Consider the following 19,461-nt stretch of genomic DNA (forward strand, 5'->3'; position numbering starts at 1 on the left):
GTTCGCCGCGGTGAATCAGCCGCGCGAAAACCCGCTACTTCCGGCGGGCTTCGACCAGCACGCCCGCTTCCTCCAGCTTCGCGATCTCCTCGGCCGAGAAGCCCTTTTCCGCCAGCGCGCTGCGGGTGTGCTCGGCGAAGCGGGGCGGGGCGGCGCGGGTGCCGCCCGGCGTGCGGCTGAGCTTGATGGGCGTGCCCAGGCCGACGAAGCCGTCCTTCTCCGTGATCATGGCGCGGTGGGCGGTGTGCGCCTGCGCCATGGCCTCGTCCACATGCAGCACGGGGCCGGCCGGCAGGCCCGCCGCCAGCATGCGCTGGCAGAGGTCATGCCCGTCCTCCTCGGCGAAGCGCGCCTCCAGGATTTCGGTCAGCGCCGCGCGGTTGGTCGTGCGCCCGCCATTGGTGGCGAAGCGCGGGTCGCTGCCCAGGTCGCCGAGGCCCAGGAAGGCCGCGAACTTGCGGAAGGTCGGGTCATTGCCGCAGCCCACGAAGATCTCGCAGGTCTTGGTCTTGAACTTGGCGTAGGGGGCCAGGTTCGGGTGCGGGTTGCCCGTGGCCACCGGCCGCTTGCCCGAGAGGAAGAAGTTGGCCGCATGCGGGTGCAGCAGCGCCATGCCGCAATCATGCAGCGTCATGTCGCAATACTGGCCCTTGCCCGACCGCTCCCGCTCATGCAGCGCCATCAGGATGGCGATGGCGGAGTAGAGGCCCGTCGCGATGTCCACGATGGGCGTGCCGAGGCGCGTGGGGCCGGAATTCTCGGTGCCGTTGATGGACATGAGGCCCACCATGGCCTGCACGATGGCGTCATAGCCCGGGAAGCCGCCCAGCGGCCCCGTGGCGCCGAAGCCCGAGACGCGGCAATGCACCAGGCGCGGGAAGCGCTTGGACAGCACCTCCTCATAGCCCAGACCCCACTTCTCCATGCTGCCGGGCTTGAAGTTCTCGATCAGCACGTCGGCGCCTTCGAGCAGGCGCAGCAGCACCTCGCGCCCCTCGGGCTTGCCGAGGTCGAGGCCCACGGACTTCTTGTTGCGGTTCACGCCCACGAAGTAGCTGGCGTCGCCATCCGCGTTGAACGGAGGGCCCCAGTCGCGCACCTCGTCGCCCTGGGGCGGTTCCAGCTTGATGACCTCGGCGCCGTGGTCCGAGAGGATCATGGTGCAATAGGGGCCACCCAGCACGCGGGTGAGGTCCACCACGCGCAGGCCGGACAGGGCGCCGGGGCCGGTGGCCAGCGCGCGGCCCTCATTCATGGGAACAGCATCGGTCATGCGGCGGCCTTTCTCTCGAACACGCGGGCGCAGAAATCGGGGTAGGTTTCCAGCATCTCGTCGCAGACGGCGCCGCGCAGCAAAGCCAGTTCGGCGTCGGAGGGCGGCACGGTCTCGGCCACGCCCTCGGGCACGTCGAAGTCGAAGCCGGTCATGGCGCGGATGCTCTCCACACTCTCGCCCGCATGGTAGGAGGCGAGCGAGAAGCGGCCGCGATCGGGGTGGAAGTCGAACACGCAGCGGCCCGTCACGAGCGCCTGGGCATGGCCGCGGCGGAAGACGCCGGGCTCGGAGGTGCCGGGGGCGGAGATGTGGTCCACGCGGTCCACGAAGACGCGCGGCGAATGTTCCTCGCGGAACAGGATGGTGCGGCCGGACATGTAGTACATGAAGGCCGAACCGAAGCTGCCCGGGAAGCGCACCTCCAGCCCCGGCCAGGGGCCGGTGCCGATGAGGTTGATGTTCGCCTGCCCGTCAATCTGCCCGCCGCCCAGGAAGAACAGGTCAATGCGGCCCTGGCCCGTCAGGTCGAACAATTCGCGCGAGCCATCGGTGAAGGGGTTGCCGCTGCGCTTGTGCAGCAGCGACAGGTGCAACGGGTCGCCCTGCTTCACGCAGAGCCAGGCGGCCGCGGCCGGAATGGGCGAGGCCGCGCCCACCGCGATGTGCCGCGTGGGCCGCGCGCGGATGAGGCGCGCGATGCAGACGGCCAGAAGTTCCTCGGTCTTGTAGCTCATTCCGCGGCCACCGCCTGGTTGTCGAAGACGTGCTCGGCGCACCATTCGGCGAAGCCCGCCTCGGTCTTGGCCGCGCGGGCATATTGCATGACGTAGTCCGTGTCGAAGCCATATTCGTCGAGCAGCGCCGAGGGCTGCGCGCCGCGTTCGGCGATGGCGATGCCGCTGATGTAGGTGGCGTTGATGGCGCCGGGGCAGAGGCGCTCATCCTCCAGGAAATTGCCCTCCACCACGCGCTCGACGGTGACGAGGCTGCGCTGGCTGGCATGGGCGATGGTGGCGCATTCGCGCCGGCGGCCCACCCAGACATTGCCCGCGCTGTCGGCCATCACGGCGTGGAAGACGGCCACGTCGGGGTGCAGGGCGGGCAGCAGGGTGATCTTCTCGCCGGTGCCAAAGGGGCTTTCGATCACCACCCAGTCGGGCCGGTTGGCCAGGATGTCGCTGCCGATCAGCCCGCGCAGGGGCATGAAGGGCACGCCCTTCTCGGCCGCCTGGAGCATGGTGTGCATGGCGGGGCAGGTGGCGTCGCGCACCGTGAGCGTGCCGGCCTTCAGCGCGGCGGAGAAGCGCGGCGCGAAGCCGGCCTCGCCCAGCGTCACGGCGGAGGTGTTCACCTCGGCGACACAACCCGCGCCGATCAGGATGTCGGTCGCGAAGCCGGAGATGGGCACGCCCACCAGGCGCAGCCCCCGCGCGCGGCGGCGGATCAGCGCCTTGGCCAGCGCCACCGAGGGGATGGAGTTGTCCGGCGGCACCGCCACCATCGCGCCATCGGGGATCGAGGCGGCCATCGCCTCCAAGCTTATCGGGGTCATGTTGCGTCCCTCCCCCGGCATGATTATGCCCAAGGGGCATCGGGGGAAGGGGACGCCGCCATGATCCTTGAAGGGCCGCGCCTGATCCTGCGCCCGCTGGAAGATTCCGACGCTGCGGAATTCGCCGCCATGAACGGTGACCCGGTGGTGATGCGCCACTTCGTGAAGCCGCTGGATTTCGCTGCCTCCGAGGCCTTGCGCGCCCGCATGGCGGCGCACATCGCCCAGCATGGCTTCGGCTTCTGGGGCGTGTTCCGCCGCGACGCGCCGGGGCTGGTCGGCATGGTGGGCCTGCTGCGCGTGGCCTTCGAGGCGCGCTTCACGCCCAATGTGGAAATCGGCTGGCGCATCGCGGCCGCGCACCAGCGCCAGGGCTATGCGGAGGAGGCCGCGCGGATCGCGCTGGCGGCCGGCTTTGGCCCGCTGCGCCTGCCCGAGATCGTGGCCTGGACCATCCCGGACAACGAGCCCTCCTGGCGGCTGATGGAAAAGCTCGGCATGCGGCAGGATGGCACCTTCGAGGAACCGCGCATCCCCGAGGGGCATCCCAAGCGCCTGCAGCGCCTCTACCGCATCACGCGCGCCGAATGGGTGCAAAGCCGCATGGGCTGAGGCGCCTTCACCAAGCCTTCACCATCCGGATGGCATGGCTGCCCCGTGCCCCAACTCGATGCCGCGCAGTTCGATCCGGTCCGCTTCCCCGGTGTGCCCGAGGGCGTGCGATGGCCCCCCGATAGCTTTTCCTTCGAGGCACCCTGGCTCCGCGGCAATGACCTCGCCTTCGAATGCGGGATGGACGGGCAGATCATCTTCGTGCGGCGCTATGACGCCATCCGCCTGGTGCTGGACGTGGACACGGCCCATTCGGCGCTGGACCTGAAGCCGGGCAGCCATGATTTCCGCCTGCTGCGGCTGATCCCCTCCGCGCTGCGCCTGGTGGAATGCGTGGTCCCGGGCGACCCCATGCCGCCCGCATTGCTGGGCGAGCCCCTGCCGCTTCCGGCCGAACACCTGCTCTATTCCGCCACCACGGCGCTGGTCGGTGCCTTGTCGCGCGGTGCCGGCGAGGCGGGCGAGGCCTATCTGGCCGCGCTGCGCCGCACGCCCCCCGGCCTCGACATGTTCGAGACGGCGGCGGCGCGCTGCGTGACCGATGGGCAGTTCGAACTGCAGCGCATCGCCAAGCTGGCCCGCGCGCTGAAGCGCCTGGCCCGCGCCCATGCGGAGGTGCTGGGCGCCCACGCCGCCCAGCCCGACTATCCCGGCATGGAGCGCATGGTGACCGCCACCACCAAGGTGATGCTGCGCGACGCCCATTGGTCCGGCGACCTCATCGCCCAGGCGTTGCGGCAGGTCTCGCCGCTGGTGACGGTGCCGCGCCAGACCGCCGACATGCTGCTCTCCGCCGCCGTGGCCGCGCTGGAGGAGCAGGGCAGCCTGGAAGCCGTGACCCGCATGACCGACACCCAGGCCCGGCTGCGCGACCGGCTCACGGAACTCGGCCTGTTCTGGCGCCGCATCGCCGCCGCCTGGGCCACCGTCCATCCCGAGACGACCGACCGGCGGGAAATTGACCTGCTTTGCCGGAACCTGCTGCGGCGGTTGCAGATCAGGTCGCTCTACCTCCCGGAGTAGCGGCGCCGCGCGTTTTGCGCGAGGCTGCGGCCCGCAACGGGGGGCAGGCCATGACGGGCAGCATGACGGAGGAATTCGGCGTCCAGGGCGAATGGACCCTGGCCAAGCGGCACACCATCCGCTGGGCGGAATGCGACCTCTACGGCCATGTGAACCACGCCGCCTACCTCATCATGTTCGAGGACATGCGGATCGAGCATTGGGCCTCGCTCGGCCAGGTGCTGCGCGCCGATGCGCCGGGGCCGGTCGTGGCCAAGCTGGAGGCGCGCTATGTGCGGGCCATCGGCTTCCAGGAGGAGGTGCTGCTGACGCTGCGCTGCCCGAGCCTGCGCCGCACCAGCTATGTGCATGAGTATGCGGTGTGGAAGAACGGGCTGGTCTTCGAATGCCAGGCGCTGCTGGTCTGCGTGAAGGATGGCGTGTCCACGCCCATCCCCGATGACGCGCGCAAGCTGATGGTGGAGCGGGACGGCGCGCGGCAGGCCTGAGCCTGGTTTGAGCGACTGATTCACCGCTCCGGCGATTCCGCCTCCGCGGATCAGGCGCTGAACTAGACCGCCACCACCAAGTCGATTTCCACCAGCGCGCCCAGCGCCAGCCCCGTCACCCCCACCGTGGTGCGCGCGGGCAGTTTGCCCGGCGGGAATTCGGCCTCCCAGATGGCATTCATGGCCGCGTAGTCGCGGGCGAATTCGGTCAGGTAGATGCGGGCCATCACCACGCGCTCCCACTCCGCGCCGCAGCCCAACAGCACGGATTTCAGGTTGGCGATGACCTGGCGCGTTTGCGCCTCCACCCCGCCCGGCACGCAGCGCGTGTTGTCGGAAGGGTCGGTCGGCATCTGGCCGGTGACGAAGAGGAAATCCCCCGCCCGCACCGCATGGCTGAAGGGGGCGACGCGCCTGGGGCCATCGCCCAGGACGAAATGGGTAAGGTCCGTCACAGGCCCCGCTCGGCCCGTGTGGCCCCCAGGTCATCCTCGCGGAAGGCGGCCAGGATGTCGGCCACGCCCTCCTGCGGGGTGAAGCCCAGGGCGCGGGCGCGGTCTGCGGTGAAGCTGGCGGGCCAGCCGCCCACGATGGCGGCCACATTGGCGTCCGGCTCGGGTTTCACCAGGGCGCGCTCGGCGGGGGTCAGGGCGGCCAGCATCTCGCGCACCGTGACCGAGAGCCCCGGCGGGTTCACGCCCCGGTCGAGGCCGAGCGGGGCCGTGTCCATCCGCGCCGCGTGCAGGAACCACTCCACCGCGCGGCGGGGCGAGCAGACCCAGACGGCGAAATCCTCGCCCACGGGCAGGGGCGTCTCCAGCCCCAGCAAGGGCTCCCGCAGGATGGCCGAGACGAAGGAACTCGCCGCCTTGTTGGGCCTTCCGGGGCGGACGATGACCGTGGGCAGGCGGATGGAGACGGCGTCCATGAAGCCCTTGCGCGTGGCGTCCTGCAGCAGCAGTTCCGCCGCCGCCTTCTGCGCGCCGTAGGAATTGGCCGGAAGCTGGCGCGAATCATCGGGCAGATGGGCGGATTGGCCGCCGCCGAAGCTCGCCACGCTGGAGGTGAAGATCACGCGCGGGGGGCGGGCAGGGCGCGGCAGGCCTCGATGACGGCCAGCGTGCCGTGCAGGTTCACCCGCATGCCCAGGTCGAAATCCGCTTCGGCCGCGGCACTCACCACGGCGGCCAGATGCACCACGAGGCCCGTGCCGGGCGGGATGGCGGCGCGCAGCTGTGCCGGGTCCGCCACGTCGCCGGCCAGGCGGCGCACCGGGAAGGGGGCGTTCAGCGGCGCGGGTTCGTGCAGGTCGAACAGGGTCAGGCCCGTGCAGCCGGGCAGGGCGCCCGCCGCCAGCCGTTGTGCCAGCTTGCGGCCGAGGAAGCCCCCGCCGCCCAGGATGGTGATGTGCATGACGCCGAGATTGCCCCGCGCCGGAAGCCCCGCCAAGGTGCGGGCCATGCACCGTCTCGTCCTGAACGCCAACCACGGCACCCCCGGCATCATCGTCCTGCCCGAAGGGGGGTATCGCCGCGCCCGCGCCGAGATCACCGCCTGGCCGGGCTATGCCCCCACCCCGCTCCACGCCATCCCCGCCGAGGGGGTCGCCAGCCTGCACTACAAGGATGAAAGCGCGCGCTTCGGGCTTCGCAGCTTCAAGGCCCTGGGCGGCGCCTATGCGGTGGCCCGGCTGCTGGGGCAGGAGCTGGCGCGGCGCGGCACGGCCAACAACGCGAACGGCGCAGCCCTGGAATCCGGCCAATATGCCCATGCGACGGAACAGATCACCGTCACCTGCGCCACCGATGGCAATCACGGCCGCAGCGTGGCCTGGGGCGCCCAGCGCTTCGGCGCGCGCTGCGTCATCTTCGTGCACGAGAACGTGTCCCAGGGGCGGCGCGACGCCATCGCCGCCTTCGGCGCCGAGGTGCGCGAGGTGCCGGGCAACTACGATGACAGCGTCCGCGCCGCCCAGCGCGCGGCCGACGAGAAGGGCTGGTTCGTCATCAGCGACACCTCCTACCCCGGCTACACCGAGCCCCCGCGCGACGTGATGCAGGGCTACCGCCTGATGGCGGAGGAGGCGCTGGCGCAGATGCCCGCGCCCCCCACCCATGTCTTCGTCCCCGGCGGCGTGGGCGGCGTGGCGGCTGCCGTCTCGGTCCAGCTGCGCCACCAGGCCCCCGGCGCCCGGCTGGTGGTGGCCGAGCCGGAGGAGGCCGCCTGCCTGCTGGAAAGCGCCGCCGCCGGCGAGATGCGGGCCGTGACCGGCGCGCTGGACACCATCATGGCCGGGCTGGCCTGCGGCGAGCCCTCCCTGCTCGCCTGGCAGGAGCTGGAGCGGGCGGCCTTCGCCTTCATGGCGGTCCCCGATTCGGCCGTGGCGCCGGCCATGCGCGCCCTGCATGCGCGGGGCATCGAGGCGGGCGAAAGTGCCGTGGCGGGGCTGATCGCCTTCGAATCGGCCATGGCGGATGTCTCGGCCCGGGCGGTGCTCGGCCTGGGGGCGGACAGCCGGGTGCTGGTCTTCGGCACGGAGGGCGCCACGGACCCCGCCCTCTACGCCGAACTTACGGGAGGGTGAACGAAGCCTCTTGCCAGGGGATGGTCGCCTTCATCATTCTGCAAAGAAACTGTCACACCGAGGCAACCAAGCGCGTATAGCGCCCCGCAAGACCAACACCCTGGGAGAGCACCTTCATGCAGCGCCGCTCACTGCTGGCCGGTTCGGCCGGCCTTTTGTCCGTTCCCTTCATCGCCCCCTCGGCCCGCGCCCAGACCGGCGCCGGCGGCCGCGTCGAGATCCAGTTCTGGTACGGGCTGGCGGGCGCCCTGGGCGAGCGCGTGGCCGAACAGGCGCAGCGCTTCAACGAGAGCCAGGACCGCTACCGCGTCGTGGCGACCTTCCGCGGCTCCTACCCTGAGGTGATGAGCGGCGCGATCGCCGCCTGGCGCGCGGGCACGGCCCCGCACATCGCGCAGGTCTTCGAGGTCGGCACCGCCACCATGATGGGCGCGGGCCCCGCCATCCGTCCCGTCTATGAACTGCTGGGCGAGGCGGGCATCGAGCTCGACCCGCAGCGCTACCTGGCCGGTGTGCGCGGCTACTACAGCGACACCCAGGGCCGCATGATCTCCATGCCGCACAACTCCTCCTCGGCGGTGATGTGGCTGAACCTGGACGCCTTCGAGCGCGCGGGCCTGTCCACCACCGACCTGCCCAAGACCTGGGCCGAGGTGCGCGCCGCCGCCCAGGCCATCCGCGCCCGCAACGCGGCCGAGATGGCGATGACGACCGCCTGGCCGACCTGGGTGATGTATGAGCAGATGTCGTCCATCCACGACGTCGCGCTGGCCACGCCCGCGAACGGCTTCCAGGGTCTGGACGCGCGGATGAACCTCGCGGACCCGATCTTCCTGAAGCAGACCGAGATGCTGCTGGAGATGCAGCGCGCCGGCCACTTCACCTATGGCGGCCGCGACGGCGGCGGCGGCGCGGCCTTCCCGGCCGGCCAGGCGGCGATCAGCTTCAACTCCTCCGCCGGCCGGGCCGCGGTGCAGCGCGAGGCGCGGTTCCGCTGGGCCTCGGTGGTGCTGCCGCACCATGGCGACATCACCACCAGCCCGAAGAATGGCGTGATCGGCGGCGCGAGCCTCTGGGCGCTGACCTCGCGCAACCGCACCGCGGCCGAATATCGCGGCGTGGCGGAGTTCTACCGCTTCATCTCCGAGGTGGAGCAGGACAAGTGGTGGCACCAGGTCACCGGCTATGTGCCGCTGACGCTGGCCGCCTACGAGGCGTCCAAGGCCGAGGGTTTCTACGAGCGCAACCCGGGCGCGGACGCCGCCATCACCCAGCTCTCCCGCGCGGAGCCCACGCCGAACAGCCAGGGCTTCCGCCTGGGCGGTTTCGTGGAAATCCGCAACATCATCCAGGAAGAGCTTGAGCGCGGCTTCCAGAACCAGCAGAACGCGCAGACGGCCCTGGCCAACGCCAACCGCCGCGCCGACGTGGTGCTGCGGAACTTCGAGCGCGCCAACCGCCGCTGAGACTGAACCATCCCGGGGGCGGCTGTTCCGCCCCCCTTCCTTTCCGTGAGGCCCCATGCGGCGCAAGGTCATCTTCGGCAACAAGCTGCTTCCCTATCTGCTGCTTGCGCCACAGCTCATCGTCACCGCCATCTTCTTCTTCTGGCCCGCGGCGGAGGCCATCCGGTATTCCTTCCTGCGCCAGGACGCCTTCGGCATCTCGGTCATGTTCGTGGGGCTGGAGAACTTCCAGGACCTCTTCGCCGATGATCGCTACCTGCAGGTGGTCTGGAACACGATCTGGTTCAGCTTCTGGGTGACCGTGCTCTCCATGGGCGTGGCGCTGCTGCTGGCCGTGCTGGCGGACCGGCATATCCGCGGGCGCGACACCTACCGCACCCTCTTGATCTGGCCCTATGCCATCGCGCCCGCCATCGCGGCGGTGCTCTACATCTTCCTGTTCCACCCGAGCCTTGGCCTGCTCGGCCGGGCGCTGAACGGCTTCGGCGTGCCCTGGGACTACCGGCTGAACGGGGACCAGGCGATGCTCGTCGTCATCCTGGCCGCGGCGTGGAAGCAGGTTTCCTACAACTTCCTCTTCTTCCTGGCGGGGCTGCAATCCATCCCGAAATCCGTGCTGGAGGCGGCGGCCATTGATGGCGCCAGCCCCTCGCGCCGCTTCTGGACCGTCATCTTCCCGCTGCTGTCGCCCACCACCTTCTTCCTGCTGGTGATCAACATCACCTCGGCCGTGTTCGACACCTTCGGGATCATTGACGCATTGACCGGCGGCGGGCCCGGCAACGCCACCCAGACCATGATCTACCGCGCCTATGTGGACGGGCGGGTGAACCTCGACCTCGGCTCCTCGGCCGCGCAGTCGGTGGTGCTGATGATCGCGGTGATGGCGCTGACGCTGGTGCAGTTCCGCTTCATCGAACGCAGGGTGCATTACTGATGTCTCAGGTTCAGCCCGCCATTGCGGCCCCCGTGCCGCTGGCCGCGGAGGCGCCGCGCCGCCGCCGCTTCCTCGGCGCCGACCTCACCACCCATGTGATCCTGCTGCTGGGCGTGGTGCTCTTCGCCCTGCCCATCTGGATCGTGCTGATGGGCTCCACCCATGACGCGGCCACCATCGGCCGGGGCGAGGTGCCCCTGCTGCCGGGCTCCGAGGGGTGGAACAACTACGCGACGGCCTGGAGCGAGGGGAACACCCGCCGCGCCTCCGTGCCCGTCTCGACCATGATGTTCAACAGCGCGGTGATGGCGCTGCTGATCACGGTGGGCAAGCTCGCCATCTCGATCACCTCGGCCTATGCGGTGGCGTTCTTCTCCTTCCCCGGCCGGATGCTCTGCTTCTGGGCCATCTTCATCACGCTGATGCTGCCCGTGGAGGTGCGCATCTTCCCCACCTTCCAGGTGGTGAGCGACCTTGGCATGGTGAACACCTATCAGGGGCTGATCATCCCGCTGATCGCGTCCGCCACGGCCACGCTGCTGTTCCGCCAGTTCTTCCTGACCATCCCGGATGAGCTGGTGGAGGCCGCCAAGATGGACGGCGCGGGGCCGATGCGCTTCTTCAAGGACATCGTCCTGCCGCTCTCGGCCACCAACATCGCGGCGCTCTTCGTCATCCTCTTCGTGTATGGCTGGAACCAGTATCTCTGGCCCCTGCTGGTCACGACCAGCACGGATGTGGAGACGATCGTCATCGGCATCGTGAAGATGCTGGGGGCGGAAGCCGACACCGAATGGAACATCGTCATGGCGACCACCGTGCTGGCCCTGTTGCCGCCGGTCGCCGTTGTCATCCTCATGCAGCGCTGGTTCGTGAAGGGCCTGACGGAGACCGAAAAGTAATGGCGACCCTCAACATCCAGGGCGTGACCAAGGCCTTCGGGCCCACCCATGTGCTGCACGGCATTGACCTCAACGTGGCCGATGGCGAGATGATTGTCATCGTCGGCGCCTCGGGCTGCGGCAAATCCACCCTGCTGCGGATCGTGGCGGGGCTGGAGACGGCCAGCACCGGCAATGTCGTCATCGCCGGGCGCAATGTCACGGCGCTCGAACCCGCCGAGCGCGACGTGGCGATGGTGTTCCAGAACTACGCGCTCTACCCGCACATGAGCGTCTTCGACAACATGGCCTATGGCCTCAAGATCCGGGGCCTGCCGCGCGACCAGATCGCGGCCCGGGTGCAGGAGGCGGCGAACCTGCTGGGCATCGGCGCGCTGCTGGAACGCCGGCCGCGGCAGCTCTCGGGCGGGCAGCGGCAGCGCGTGGCCATGGGCCGCGCCATCGTGCGCGAGCCCAAGCTGTTCCTCTTCGACGAGCCGCTGTCCAACCTCGACGCCAAGCTGCGCGTGCAGATGCGCGCGGAAATCCGGCGCCTGCAGAAGCGCCTGGGTGTGACCAGCCTCTTCGTGACGCATGACCAGGTGGAGGCCATGACCCTGGGCGACCGCCTGGTGGTCATGCATGCCGGCCACGCCGCGCAGATCGCGACCCCCATGGAGATCTGGGCGCGTCCCGCCGACACCTATGTGGCGAGCTTCATCGGCAGCCCGGCCATGAACCTCTTCCCCGCCACGCTGGAGGAGGGCGGCCATGCCGCGCGCCTTGACAGCAACGGCCTCGTCCTGCCCTTCCATGACGGCCCGCGCCCAGGCCCGGCCGGCCGCAAGCTGACCATCGGCGTGCGGCCTGAGCACCTCACGCCCGGCCAGGGCGGGCTGGAACTCCAGGTTGATCTGGTGGAGCCTCTGGGAGGCGAGAGCGTCATCCATGCGCGCCTGGCGGATGGCACGGAAGTGACGGCGAAGCTGCCCGGCAGCGCCTATTCCGATGGCGCGCTCAACGTCATCGTCCCGCTGCACACCCTGCACGTCTTCGACGGCGAGACGGGCAAGCGACTGGAGGCGGGCGGCTGAAGGCCGCCGCGCCCCGCAAGCGGGCTCAGCGGTAGCCCGCGCCTTCCAGCTCGGCCGCGATGGCCGAGTCCGGCAGGGGCATCTCGGTGATGATGCCCTCGGCCTCGGCCATGGTCTGGCGCAGGTCGCGCAGGAAGACCGAGCCCTTGAGGGTGCGCTGCACCAGCACGCTGCGGCGGTCCATGGGGTCCACCTTGCGGCGGGCCAGGTCCAGCTCGCCCAGGCGGTCGAGGGCGCGGGTGATGGCGGGCTTGGAGACGTTCAGCTCATGCGCGAGGCCCCGGACCGTGTGCGGCCCCGGGCTCAGATACACGGTGAGGAACACACCAAGCTGGCGGGCCGACAAGTCCGGCCCATCCCGGCGGACCAGCGCCACGATGGTGTCGCGGAGGACGCCCACCAGCTGGTCGGGGTTGGAGTGGACAGACATGGCATCCTTCCTTTCCCGGCAGGGCCTTGGAGGGGTCGGATGAAGTCGGAGGCCCCTCTGGCTCGCGGAATTTGACTGTGATGGCGTCCACATGGGGTTGCCGCCATATGAACAGTAGGGATCAGCGCCGAGAAAATTGCAAGGAATTCATCAACCGCTCGTTCAAAAACTTGCAGGTTGAGCGAATGCCGGTTCAATCATGCAGGAAGTTCATCATCCCTCGGCGCAGGGCGCGCAGTCCGGTGGCTTCGCCTCCTTCGGGACGGCCAGGGCGGGAACTGTCATTCCAAGCATACAGGTCCAGGTGTCCCCACGGAATGTCACTTGGCGCAAATCGCTGAAGAAAAAGACCTGCCACGATGGCGCCGGCCATGGGCTTGGCGGACACGTTGTTGAGGTCGGCGACCGGGCTGTCCAGCCAGCCCGCATAGCCCTGGTGCAGGGGCAGGCGCCAGAGCGGTTCGCCCGCGGCCTCGCCGCCCGCCAGCAGCGCGGCGGCAAGGCTCTCATCGTTACTGAACAAAGCGGGCAGGTCCGGGCCCAGCGCCACGCGCGCGGCGCCCGTCAGGGTGGCGCCGTCCAGGATCAGGCGGGGACGGCGTTCGGTGGCGAAGGCCAGCAGGTCGGCCAGGACCAGCCTTCCCTCGGCATCGGTGTTGCCGATCTCGACCGTCAGCCCCTTGCGGGTACGGATCACGTCCAGGGGGCGGAAGGCGGTGCCGGAGACGCTGTTCTCCACCGCGCCCACCAGAAGCAGCAGGCGGATGGGCGCGCGGGAGGCCATCAGCGCCTCCGCCAGCCCGATCATCACCGCGGCGCCGCCCATGTCCTTCTTCATCCGCAGCATGGCGGAGGAGGGCTTGAGGTCCAGCCCGCCCGTGTCAAAGCAGACCCCCTTGCCGCAGAGCGCCACCAAGGGCGCATCGGCCTCGCCCCATTCCAGCACGGCCACGCGGGGCGCACGGGGGCTGCCCTGGCCGACGGCCGCCACGGCGGGGAAGCCCTGTTCCAGCGCCGGCCCCTCGATGATCTCGACGCGCGCGCCATGCGCGGCGCCGATTTCCGCCACGGCGGCCGCCAGCTCGGCCGGCCCCAGGTGGTTGGCGGGCGTGTTGATCAGGTCCCGCGCGCGCCAGATGGCCGCGGCCTCGATGGCGGCGTCCTCATGGCCGGGCGCGGCGACCAGCCGGGCGGGCGGGCGCTTGCCGGGCTTGAAGCGGGTGAAGCGGTAGGCGCCCAGGCACCAGCCCAGGGTCACATCGGCCGGATCGGCACCTTCCACGCGCCAGGTGGTGCCCTCGGGCAGGGCGAAGGGCAGGCCGCCGAAGCCGTGCGGCGTCTCGGGCGCGCCCAGCAACGCGCCGGCCAACCCCTCCGCGCCCGGCAGCAGGACGAGTTCCCCCGGCTTGGCGCGGAAGCCACTCGCGCGGGCGAAACCGGCGCCGGGCAGGGCCTCCCAGCCGCCTGGCGTCACCACATGCAGCGGCAGGGCGGGCGAATCGGCCGGGGCGAGGCAGGGCAGCATCGGGTCACTCTCCATAGATGCGCGATGTTCGGGTCCGTCATGCGATCGGGCAAGCCGCATTGCCGAAGCGGGGCCGACGCGCCACATCGGCAGCATGTCGAACACAACACATGATCCGATCGGCTGGCACGGCACCACCATCCTCTGCGTGCGGCGCGACGGAAAGGTCGCGATGGCGGGCGATGGCCAGGTCTCGCTCGGCCAGACCGTCGTGAAGGGCAATGCGCGCAAGGTGCGCCGCATCGCCCAGGGGCGCGTGCTGACCGGCTTCGCCGGCGCCACCGCCGATGCCTTCACGCTGCTGGAGCGGCTGGAGGCCAAGCTCGAACGCTTCCCCGACCAGCTCGAACGCGCCTGCGTGGAGCTGGCGAAGGATTGGCGCACGGACCGCTACCTGCGGCGCCTGGAGGCGCTGCTGGCAGTGGCCGACAAGGACCGCTCCCTGCTGCTGACCGGCAATGGCGACGTGCTGGAGCCGGAGGACGCCATCATCGGCATCGGCTCCGGCGGCAATTACGCGCTGGCCGCCGCGCGGGGGCTGATGACGGTGGAGGGGCTTTCCGCCGAGGAGATCGCCCGCCGCTCCATGAAGATCGCCGCCGATATCTGCGTCTACACCAATGGCAACTTCATCCTGGAGACGTTGCCCGCATGAACGAGATCACCCCCATCGAGACGGTCAACCTCTCCCCGCGCGAGATCGTGAGCGAGCTGGACCGCTTCATCATCGGCCAGAACGACGCGAAGCGCGCCGTGGCCATCGCGCTGCGCAACCGCTGGCGCCGGCAGCAACTGCCGGAGAGCCTGCAGGAAGAGGTGGTGCCGAAGAACATCCTGATGATCGGCCCCACGGGCTGCGGCAAGACGGAGATCGCGCGGCGCCTGGCGCGGCTGGCCAATGCGCCCTTCCTCAAGGTCGAGGCCACGAAGTTCACCGAGGTCGGCTATGTGGGCCGCGACGTGGAGAGCATCGTGCGTGACCTGGTGGAGGCCGCCATCCTCCAGCAGCGCGAGCAGGCGCGGCGCGGCGTGCAGGCCAAGGCCGAGTTGCAGGCCGAGGAACGCATCATCTCCGCCCTGGTGGGCGAGGGCGCGTCCGGCGAGACGCGCATGAAGTTCCGCCGCATGCTGCGCGAGGGGACGCTGGAGGGCCGCGAGGTCGAGGTCCAGGTGAGCGAGCCGCAGGGCACGCCCATCGGCATGATGGACATGCCCGGCATGCCCCCTGGCCAGATGCAGAACATGCAGGACATGCTGGGCAAGATGTTCGGCGGCCGTGCCAAGCCCCGCCGCATGACGGTGGAGGCGGCGCGCGAGGCGCTGATCCGCGACGAGGCCGACAAGCTGCTCGACAGCGAGGCGCTGACCCGCGCCGCCGTGCAGAACGCCGAGAACAACGGCATCGTCTTCCTGGACGAGATCGACAAGATCTGCGCGCGCACCAGCGAGGGCGGCTTCCGCGGCGGCGATGTCTCGCGTGAGGGCGTGCAGCGTGATTTGCTGCCGCTGATCGAGGGCACCACCGTCAACACGCGCCACGGCCCGGTGCGGACGGACTTCATCCTCTTCGTGGCCTCGGGCGCCTTCCACTTGTCCAAGCCCTCGGACCTGCTGCCGGAATTGCAGGGCCGCCTGCCCATCCGCGTGGAGCTGAAGGCGCTGACCCGCGACGATTTCCGCCGCATCCTGACCGAGCCGGAGCATTCCCTGCTCAAGCAGGCCAGCGCCCTGATGGCGACCGAGGGCGTGGAACTGGTCTTCCTGGACGAGGCGGTGGACGCGCTGGCGGACCTCGCCGCCGAGATCAACGCCAGCGTCGAGAACATCGGCGCGCGGCGACTCGCCACCGTGCTGGAACGCCTGCTGGAGGATGTCAGCTTCCACGCCAGCGACCGCCGCGGCGAGACGGTGACGGTGGACGCCGCCATGGTGCGCGACCGTGTGGCACCGCTGGCCGCCAGCGCGGATTTGTCGCGCTACATCCTGTAGCCAAGCCGGACGCGGCCCGCCATCATCTGCGGTGCAGATCATGGCGGGCCGGATGTTCACGAAGTTTCGAAGCTGGGTGCTGTTGCTGGCGTTCTTCGCGCTGGGGGCCTGCACGGAATACGCCTATATTCCGCCGCCGGGGCCCGAGGGGCAGGCCTGCGTCTCGCAATGCCGCTTCGACCAGCAGCAATGCCGCGCCTTCGCGGATCGCGACTACCAGCACTGCAACGCCAGCCGGAATTTCGCCATGGCGGCGTATAACCGCTGCGTGCAATCGCGCGGCATGGGCTGCGTGCAGCCGCCCGCCTGCCTCAACCAGTCCTGGCGGTGCAGCGGCGATTTCGACCGCTGCTTCCGCGGATGCGGCGGCCGGATCGAGGAGGTCCAGCCGCGCCGCTGACCCCTACTTCGTGGGCGCCACCACCGGCCCGGGCACACGCGCCTGGGCCAGGGCTTCCGCCTGGCGCTGGGCGAGGGCGGCCTCGTTGTAGCCCTCGATCAGCTCGTGGAACATGCGGTGCCAGTTCAGCTCCGCCTTCAGGCGGAAGAACACGCTGCCCAGGCCGATCGCCGCGCGGTCCATCAGCGGGAATTCGCGCGGGATGCGCACGCCGCCCGTGGATTTGAGGCCACGATGCACCTCCTCCGCCACCTTGCGCCCATGCGTGGGGTCGCTGGATTGCTGGATGAGACGCACGCGGTCCTCCAGCAGCGGTTCGTAGAGGAAATCCGCCCACTTCTTCAGGACCAGCATGGTCTCGCGCGAGAGGTTGCGGAAACCCCACACCTCGAAGGCATGGTGGGCCTTGTCGTCATCGCCGTCGCGCACCGCCTCGTAGAGGGTGATGACGCCGGTGATGAAGTGCGGCGGGAAGATCCGCACCACGCCGAAATCGAGCAGGGAGAGCCCGCCCGGCGCGCCATCGGTCGGGCGGCGGATCTGGTAGTTGCCCAGATGCGGGTCGCCATGGATCACGCCATAGCGATAGACGGGCTTGTACCAGGCGGCGAAGAGGGCGCGGGCGTAGTCGTTGCGCTCCTCCAGCGGCGGGTCCTCGTCCAGGCGCTTCAGGATGGAGCCGCCCTCCAGCCAGGTCATGGTCAGCAGGCGGCGCGTGGTCAGGTGGTCTATGGGCGTGGGGACATGGACGTTCGGCTCATCGGCCAGGATGATGTCGTAGAGGCGCTGGTGCGAGGCCTCGCGCGTGTAGTCGAGTTCCTCGCGCAGCCGGTCGGCGATTTCCGCGTAGGCGTCCTCATTGTCCAGCGCGCTGTCCATGCGGCGGTAGAGCTGCATGCCGAGCTTGAGCTGGCGCAGGTCGGCCTCGACCACGCTCGGCATGTCCGGGTATTGCAGCTTGCAGGCGACGCGCGTGCCGTCCTTCAGCGTGGCGCGGTGAACCTGCCCCAGGCTCGCGGCCGCGGCCGCTTCCTGCCCGAACTCGGAAAAATGCTTCTGCCAGTCATGGCCGAGCTCCGTGCCCATGCGGCGCTTCACGAAGGCCCAGCCCATGGGCGGCGCGTTGGATTGCAGCGTGGCCAGTTCGCGCGCGTATTCCTCGGGCAGCGCGTCGGGGATGGTGGCGAGGAACTGCGCCACCTTCATCATCGGGCCCTTCAGCCCGCCCAGGATGGCCTTGAGGTCCTCGGCATGGCTGTCCTTGTTGGTCTTGATGCCGAGATAGCGCTCGCCCGCCACGCGGGCCGCGATGCCGGTGACGGCGCCGGAGGTGCGGACCATCCGCCGCACCTCGCCGAACAGGGTGCTCTCGCGGGGCTCGCTCATGCGGTCTGTTCCAACTCGTCAATGAAGCCCGCGATGACGTCGAGGCCCTTGTTCCAGAATTCCGGCCGCGAGGCGTCGAGGCCGAAGGGCGCCAGCAATTCCTTGTGGCGCAGCGTGCCGCCGGCGCGGAGCATGTCGAGATACTTGGCCTCGAAATCCGGCACCGTGCCGTCGCGGAACACGCCATAGAGCGCGTTCACCAGGCAATCCCCGAAGGCATAGGCATAGACGTAGAAGGGGCTGTGCACGAAGTGCGGCACATAGGCCCAGTAGACGGCGTAATCCGGCGTGAACTCGAAGGCGGGGCCGAGGCTTTCCGTCTGCACCTTCATCCAGAGCTCGCCGATGCGTTCGGCGCTCAATTCGCCCTTGCGGCGCTCATCATGCAGCAGGGTCTCGAAGCGGTAGAAGGCGATCTGGCGGACCACCGTGTTCAGCATGTCCTCCACCTTGCCGATCAGCAGCAGGCGGCGCTTCTGCGGGTCCGTCTCGGCGTCCAGCATGGCGCGGAAGGTCAGCATCTCGCCGAAGACCGACGCGGTCTCGGCCAGGGTCAGCGGCGTGCCGCTCATCAGATAGCCCTGCTCGGCCGCCAGGCGCTGGTGCACGCCATGGCCCAGCTCATGGGCCAGCGTCATCACGTCCCGCGCCTTGCCGTGATAGTTCAGCAGCAGATAGGGGTGCGCCGAGGGCACCGTCGGGTGCGCGAAGGCCCCGCCCGCCTTGCCGGGGCGCAGGGCCGCGTCAATCCAGGGCTTGTCGAAGAAGGGCGCGGCGACCCGCTCCAGCTCCGGCGAGAAGGCGCCATAGGCCGCGCGCACGCGGGAGACGGCCTCGGGCCAGGGGATGGTCGCGTCGGTGTCGCGCGGAATGGGCGCGTTGCGGTCCCAGTGCTGCAGCTTGTCCAGCCCCAGCCACTTCGCCTTCATGGCGTAGTAGCGGTGCGACAGCCGCGGATAGGCGCCGCGGACGGCGGTGACGAGGGCATCCACCACCTCGTCCTCCACCATGTTGGCGCGGTTGCGGGAGGAGCCGGGGCGCGGGTGCTTGCGCCAGCGGTCCATCACCTCCTTGTCCTTCACCAGCGTGTTGGTGATGAGGGAGAAGAGGCGGATGCGCGAGGCGAAGGCCTCCGAGACGCCCTTGGCCGCGGCCTCGCGCACCGCGCGGTCGGTGTCGGACAGCTTGTTCAGCGCGGCCGAGACGGAGAGTTCCTCGCCCGAGACCGTCACCTGCATGTTGGCCATGGTCTCGTCGAAGAGGCGGTTCCAGGCGGCGCGGCCCGTCACCTCCTTCTCGTGCAGCAGCTTCTCCATCTCGTCGGGAAGCTGGTGCGGCAGCCAGACGCGCAGGTCGCGCAGCCAGGGGCGGAAGCGGGACAGGGCCGCGCTTTCGCGCAGCCTCTCCTCCAGCGCGGATTCCTCCAGCCGGTTCAGCTCCAGCGTGAAGAAGACCAGGTAGGAGGAGATGGTCGTCACCCGCTCCTGCATGGTCTGGTAGAAGCGGCCATTGCCGGCGTTCTGCGCGTCGCCCGAGAAGACCAGTTGAGCGAAGCTCATCACCCGGCCCAGGATTTCCTCGATCCGCTCATATTCCGCGATGGCCTGGGCCAGCCCGTCGCCGGACAGCCCGCCCAGCTTCGTGGCGAAACGGTCCTGGAAGGCGCTGGCCTCGGCCTCGGCCCGGGTCAGGTCCGCTTCCAGCGCGGGGTCGTCTTCCCCCTTGTAGAGGTCGGACAGGTCCCAGGCGGGGAGGGCGGCTTCCCCCGCGGAGGCATCGAGGGGGGCGCGCAGCGGAAAGGGGCGGTCTTGCATTCCT

Annotated in this window: 21 protein-coding genes; 11 read left to right on the plus strand and 10 right to left on the minus strand. The window is 69.6% G+C overall.

Annotated features, from left to right (window positions below; genetic code table 11):
* Positions 1–34: 34 nt before the first annotated feature.
* From ICW72_RS16775 to ICW72_RS16785, 3 genes are read right to left on the minus strand one after another with little or no spacing between them, the layout of a single operon-like run.
* Positions 35–1,273: a CaiB/BaiF CoA transferase family protein gene (locus tag ICW72_RS16775; protein ID WP_191083755.1), complete on the minus strand. Its 1,239-nt coding sequence runs from the start codon at positions 1,271–1,273 to the stop codon at positions 35–37.
* Positions 1,270–2,010, minus strand: coding sequence for a CoA-transferase (locus ICW72_RS16780; protein ID WP_191083756.1), 741 nt, complete (start codon positions 2,008–2,010; stop codon positions 1,270–1,272). Before ICW72_RS16780 ends, ICW72_RS16775 begins: the two co-directional genes overlap by 4 nt.
* A complete protein-coding gene (locus ICW72_RS16785) occupies positions 2,007–2,828 on the minus strand; it encodes a CoA transferase subunit A (protein ID WP_191083757.1) in 822 nt (273 codons plus the stop codon). Before ICW72_RS16785 ends, ICW72_RS16780 begins: the two co-directional genes overlap by 4 nt.
* A 60-nt stretch (positions 2,829–2,888) precedes the next feature.
* Here ICW72_RS16785 and ICW72_RS16790 point away from each other — a divergent pair, with 60 nt between their 5' ends.
* Genes ICW72_RS16790 through ICW72_RS16800 form a run of 3 tightly spaced genes read left to right on the plus strand, consistent with a single transcriptional unit; the run spans position 2,889 to position 4,951 of the window.
* Positions 2,889–3,440, plus strand: coding sequence for a GNAT family N-acetyltransferase (locus ICW72_RS16790; RefSeq protein ID WP_191083758.1), 552 nt, complete (start codon positions 2,889–2,891; stop codon positions 3,438–3,440).
* A 45-nt stretch (positions 3,441–3,485) separates the two neighbouring features.
* Positions 3,486–4,463 (plus strand): hypothetical protein, encoded by a 978-nt coding sequence (locus ICW72_RS16795; protein ID WP_191083759.1) that lies wholly within the window; start codon positions 3,486–3,488, stop codon positions 4,461–4,463.
* 50 nt (positions 4,464–4,513) lie between these two features.
* Positions 4,514–4,951 carry an acyl-CoA thioesterase gene (locus ICW72_RS16800; protein WP_191083760.1) on the plus strand — a complete coding sequence of 146 codons (438 nt, stop codon included), beginning with the start codon at positions 4,514–4,516 and terminating at the stop codon, positions 4,949–4,951.
* Positions 4,952–5,013: 62 nt separating this feature from the next.
* Here ICW72_RS16800 and ICW72_RS16805 read toward each other — a convergent pair whose 3' ends face one another.
* From ICW72_RS16805 to ICW72_RS21135, 3 genes are read right to left on the minus strand one after another with little or no spacing between them, the layout of a single operon-like run.
* Complete coding sequence (locus tag ICW72_RS16805) at positions 5,014–5,406, minus strand: RidA family protein (protein WP_191083761.1); 393 nt, start codon at positions 5,404–5,406, stop codon at positions 5,014–5,016.
* Complete coding sequence (locus tag ICW72_RS21130; protein WP_269749823.1) at positions 5,403–6,026, minus strand: NAD-dependent epimerase/dehydratase family protein; 624 nt, start codon at positions 6,024–6,026, stop codon at positions 5,403–5,405. The genes ICW72_RS16805 and ICW72_RS21130 overlap by 4 nt, the downstream gene beginning before the upstream one ends.
* On the minus strand, positions 6,023–6,412 hold the full coding sequence (locus ICW72_RS21135; RefSeq protein WP_269749824.1) for an NAD-dependent epimerase/dehydratase family protein: 390 nt from the start codon (positions 6,410–6,412) through the stop codon (positions 6,023–6,025). Before ICW72_RS21135 ends, ICW72_RS21130 begins: the two co-directional genes overlap by 4 nt.
* Here ICW72_RS21135 and ICW72_RS16815 point away from each other — a divergent pair.
* The 5 genes from ICW72_RS16815 to ugpC all read left to right on the plus strand — a co-directional run bounded on the left by ICW72_RS16815 (position 6,411) and on the right by ugpC (position 11,913).
* Positions 6,411–7,535: a diaminopropionate ammonia-lyase gene (locus tag ICW72_RS16815; protein ID WP_223880644.1), complete on the plus strand. Its 1,125-nt coding sequence runs from the start codon at positions 6,411–6,413 to the stop codon at positions 7,533–7,535. The two genes, ICW72_RS21135 and ICW72_RS16815, sit on opposite strands and share 2 nt — an antisense overlap.
* Positions 7,536–7,651: 116 nt before the next feature.
* Positions 7,652–9,001: a sn-glycerol-3-phosphate ABC transporter substrate-binding protein UgpB gene (gene ugpB / locus ICW72_RS16820; protein ID WP_191083763.1), complete on the plus strand. Its 1,350-nt coding sequence runs from the start codon at positions 7,652–7,654 to the stop codon at positions 8,999–9,001.
* A 55-nt stretch (positions 9,002–9,056) separates the two neighbouring features.
* Complete coding sequence (gene ugpA, locus ICW72_RS16825; protein WP_191083764.1) at positions 9,057–9,938, plus strand: sn-glycerol-3-phosphate ABC transporter permease UgpA; 882 nt, start codon at positions 9,057–9,059, stop codon at positions 9,936–9,938.
* The gene (gene ugpE / locus ICW72_RS16830; RefSeq protein WP_191083765.1) at positions 9,938–10,840 is read left to right on the plus strand and encodes a sn-glycerol-3-phosphate ABC transporter permease UgpE; all 903 of its coding nucleotides are present in this window, start codon (positions 9,938–9,940) and stop codon (positions 10,838–10,840) included. The genes ugpA and ugpE overlap by 1 nt, the downstream gene beginning before the upstream one ends.
* Positions 10,840–11,913 (plus strand): sn-glycerol-3-phosphate ABC transporter ATP-binding protein UgpC, encoded by a 1,074-nt coding sequence (gene ugpC, locus ICW72_RS16835; protein ID WP_191083766.1) that lies wholly within the window; start codon positions 10,840–10,842, stop codon positions 11,911–11,913. The genes ugpE and ugpC overlap by 1 nt, the downstream gene beginning before the upstream one ends.
* Before the next feature lie 25 nt (positions 11,914–11,938).
* Here the strand turns inward: ugpC and ICW72_RS16840 are convergent, their stop codons facing one another.
* Both ICW72_RS16840 and ICW72_RS16845 read right to left on the minus strand, forming a co-directional pair.
* The gene (locus tag ICW72_RS16840; RefSeq protein ID WP_184382872.1) at positions 11,939–12,343 is read right to left on the minus strand and encodes a MarR family transcriptional regulator; all 405 of its coding nucleotides are present in this window, start codon (positions 12,341–12,343) and stop codon (positions 11,939–11,941) included.
* A gap of 193 nt (positions 12,344–12,536) precedes the next feature.
* On the minus strand, positions 12,537–13,868 hold the full coding sequence (locus ICW72_RS16845; protein WP_191083767.1) for a leucyl aminopeptidase family protein: 1,332 nt from the start codon (positions 13,866–13,868) through the stop codon (positions 12,537–12,539).
* Positions 13,869–13,962: 94 nt separating this feature from the next.
* Here ICW72_RS16845 and hslV point away from each other — a divergent pair, with 94 nt between their 5' ends.
* The 3 genes from hslV to ICW72_RS16860 are packed head-to-tail and all read left to right on the plus strand — an operon-like array spanning position 13,963 to position 16,257.
* Complete coding sequence (gene hslV / locus ICW72_RS16850; RefSeq protein WP_191083768.1) at positions 13,963–14,523, plus strand: ATP-dependent protease subunit HslV; 561 nt, start codon at positions 13,963–13,965, stop codon at positions 14,521–14,523.
* A 14-nt stretch (positions 14,524–14,537) separates the two neighbouring features.
* The gene (hslU, locus tag ICW72_RS16855; protein WP_269749858.1) at positions 14,538–15,857 is read left to right on the plus strand and encodes an ATP-dependent protease ATPase subunit HslU; all 1,320 of its coding nucleotides are present in this window, start codon (positions 14,538–14,540) and stop codon (positions 15,855–15,857) included.
* 52 nt (positions 15,858–15,909) lie between these two features.
* A complete protein-coding gene (locus tag ICW72_RS16860; RefSeq protein WP_191083770.1) occupies positions 15,910–16,257 on the plus strand; it encodes a hypothetical protein in 348 nt (115 codons plus the stop codon).
* 3 nt (positions 16,258–16,260) lie between these two features.
* On the opposite strand, the gene ICW72_RS16865 is transcribed toward ICW72_RS16860, so the two are convergent.
* Both ICW72_RS16865 and ICW72_RS16870 read right to left on the minus strand, forming a co-directional pair.
* Positions 16,261–17,643, minus strand: coding sequence for an ABC1 kinase family protein (locus ICW72_RS16865; RefSeq protein WP_191083771.1), 1,383 nt, complete (start codon positions 17,641–17,643; stop codon positions 16,261–16,263).
* Positions 17,640–19,457 (minus strand): M3 family oligoendopeptidase, encoded by a 1,818-nt coding sequence (locus ICW72_RS16870; RefSeq protein WP_223880645.1) that lies wholly within the window; start codon positions 19,455–19,457, stop codon positions 17,640–17,642. The genes ICW72_RS16865 and ICW72_RS16870 overlap by 4 nt, the downstream gene beginning before the upstream one ends.
* Between the last annotated feature and the right edge of the window lie 4 nt (positions 19,458–19,461).

It is taken from the genome of Roseococcus microcysteis (assembly GCF_014764365.1).
Lineage (GTDB): Bacteria > Pseudomonadota > Alphaproteobacteria > Acetobacterales > Acetobacteraceae > Roseococcus > Roseococcus microcysteis.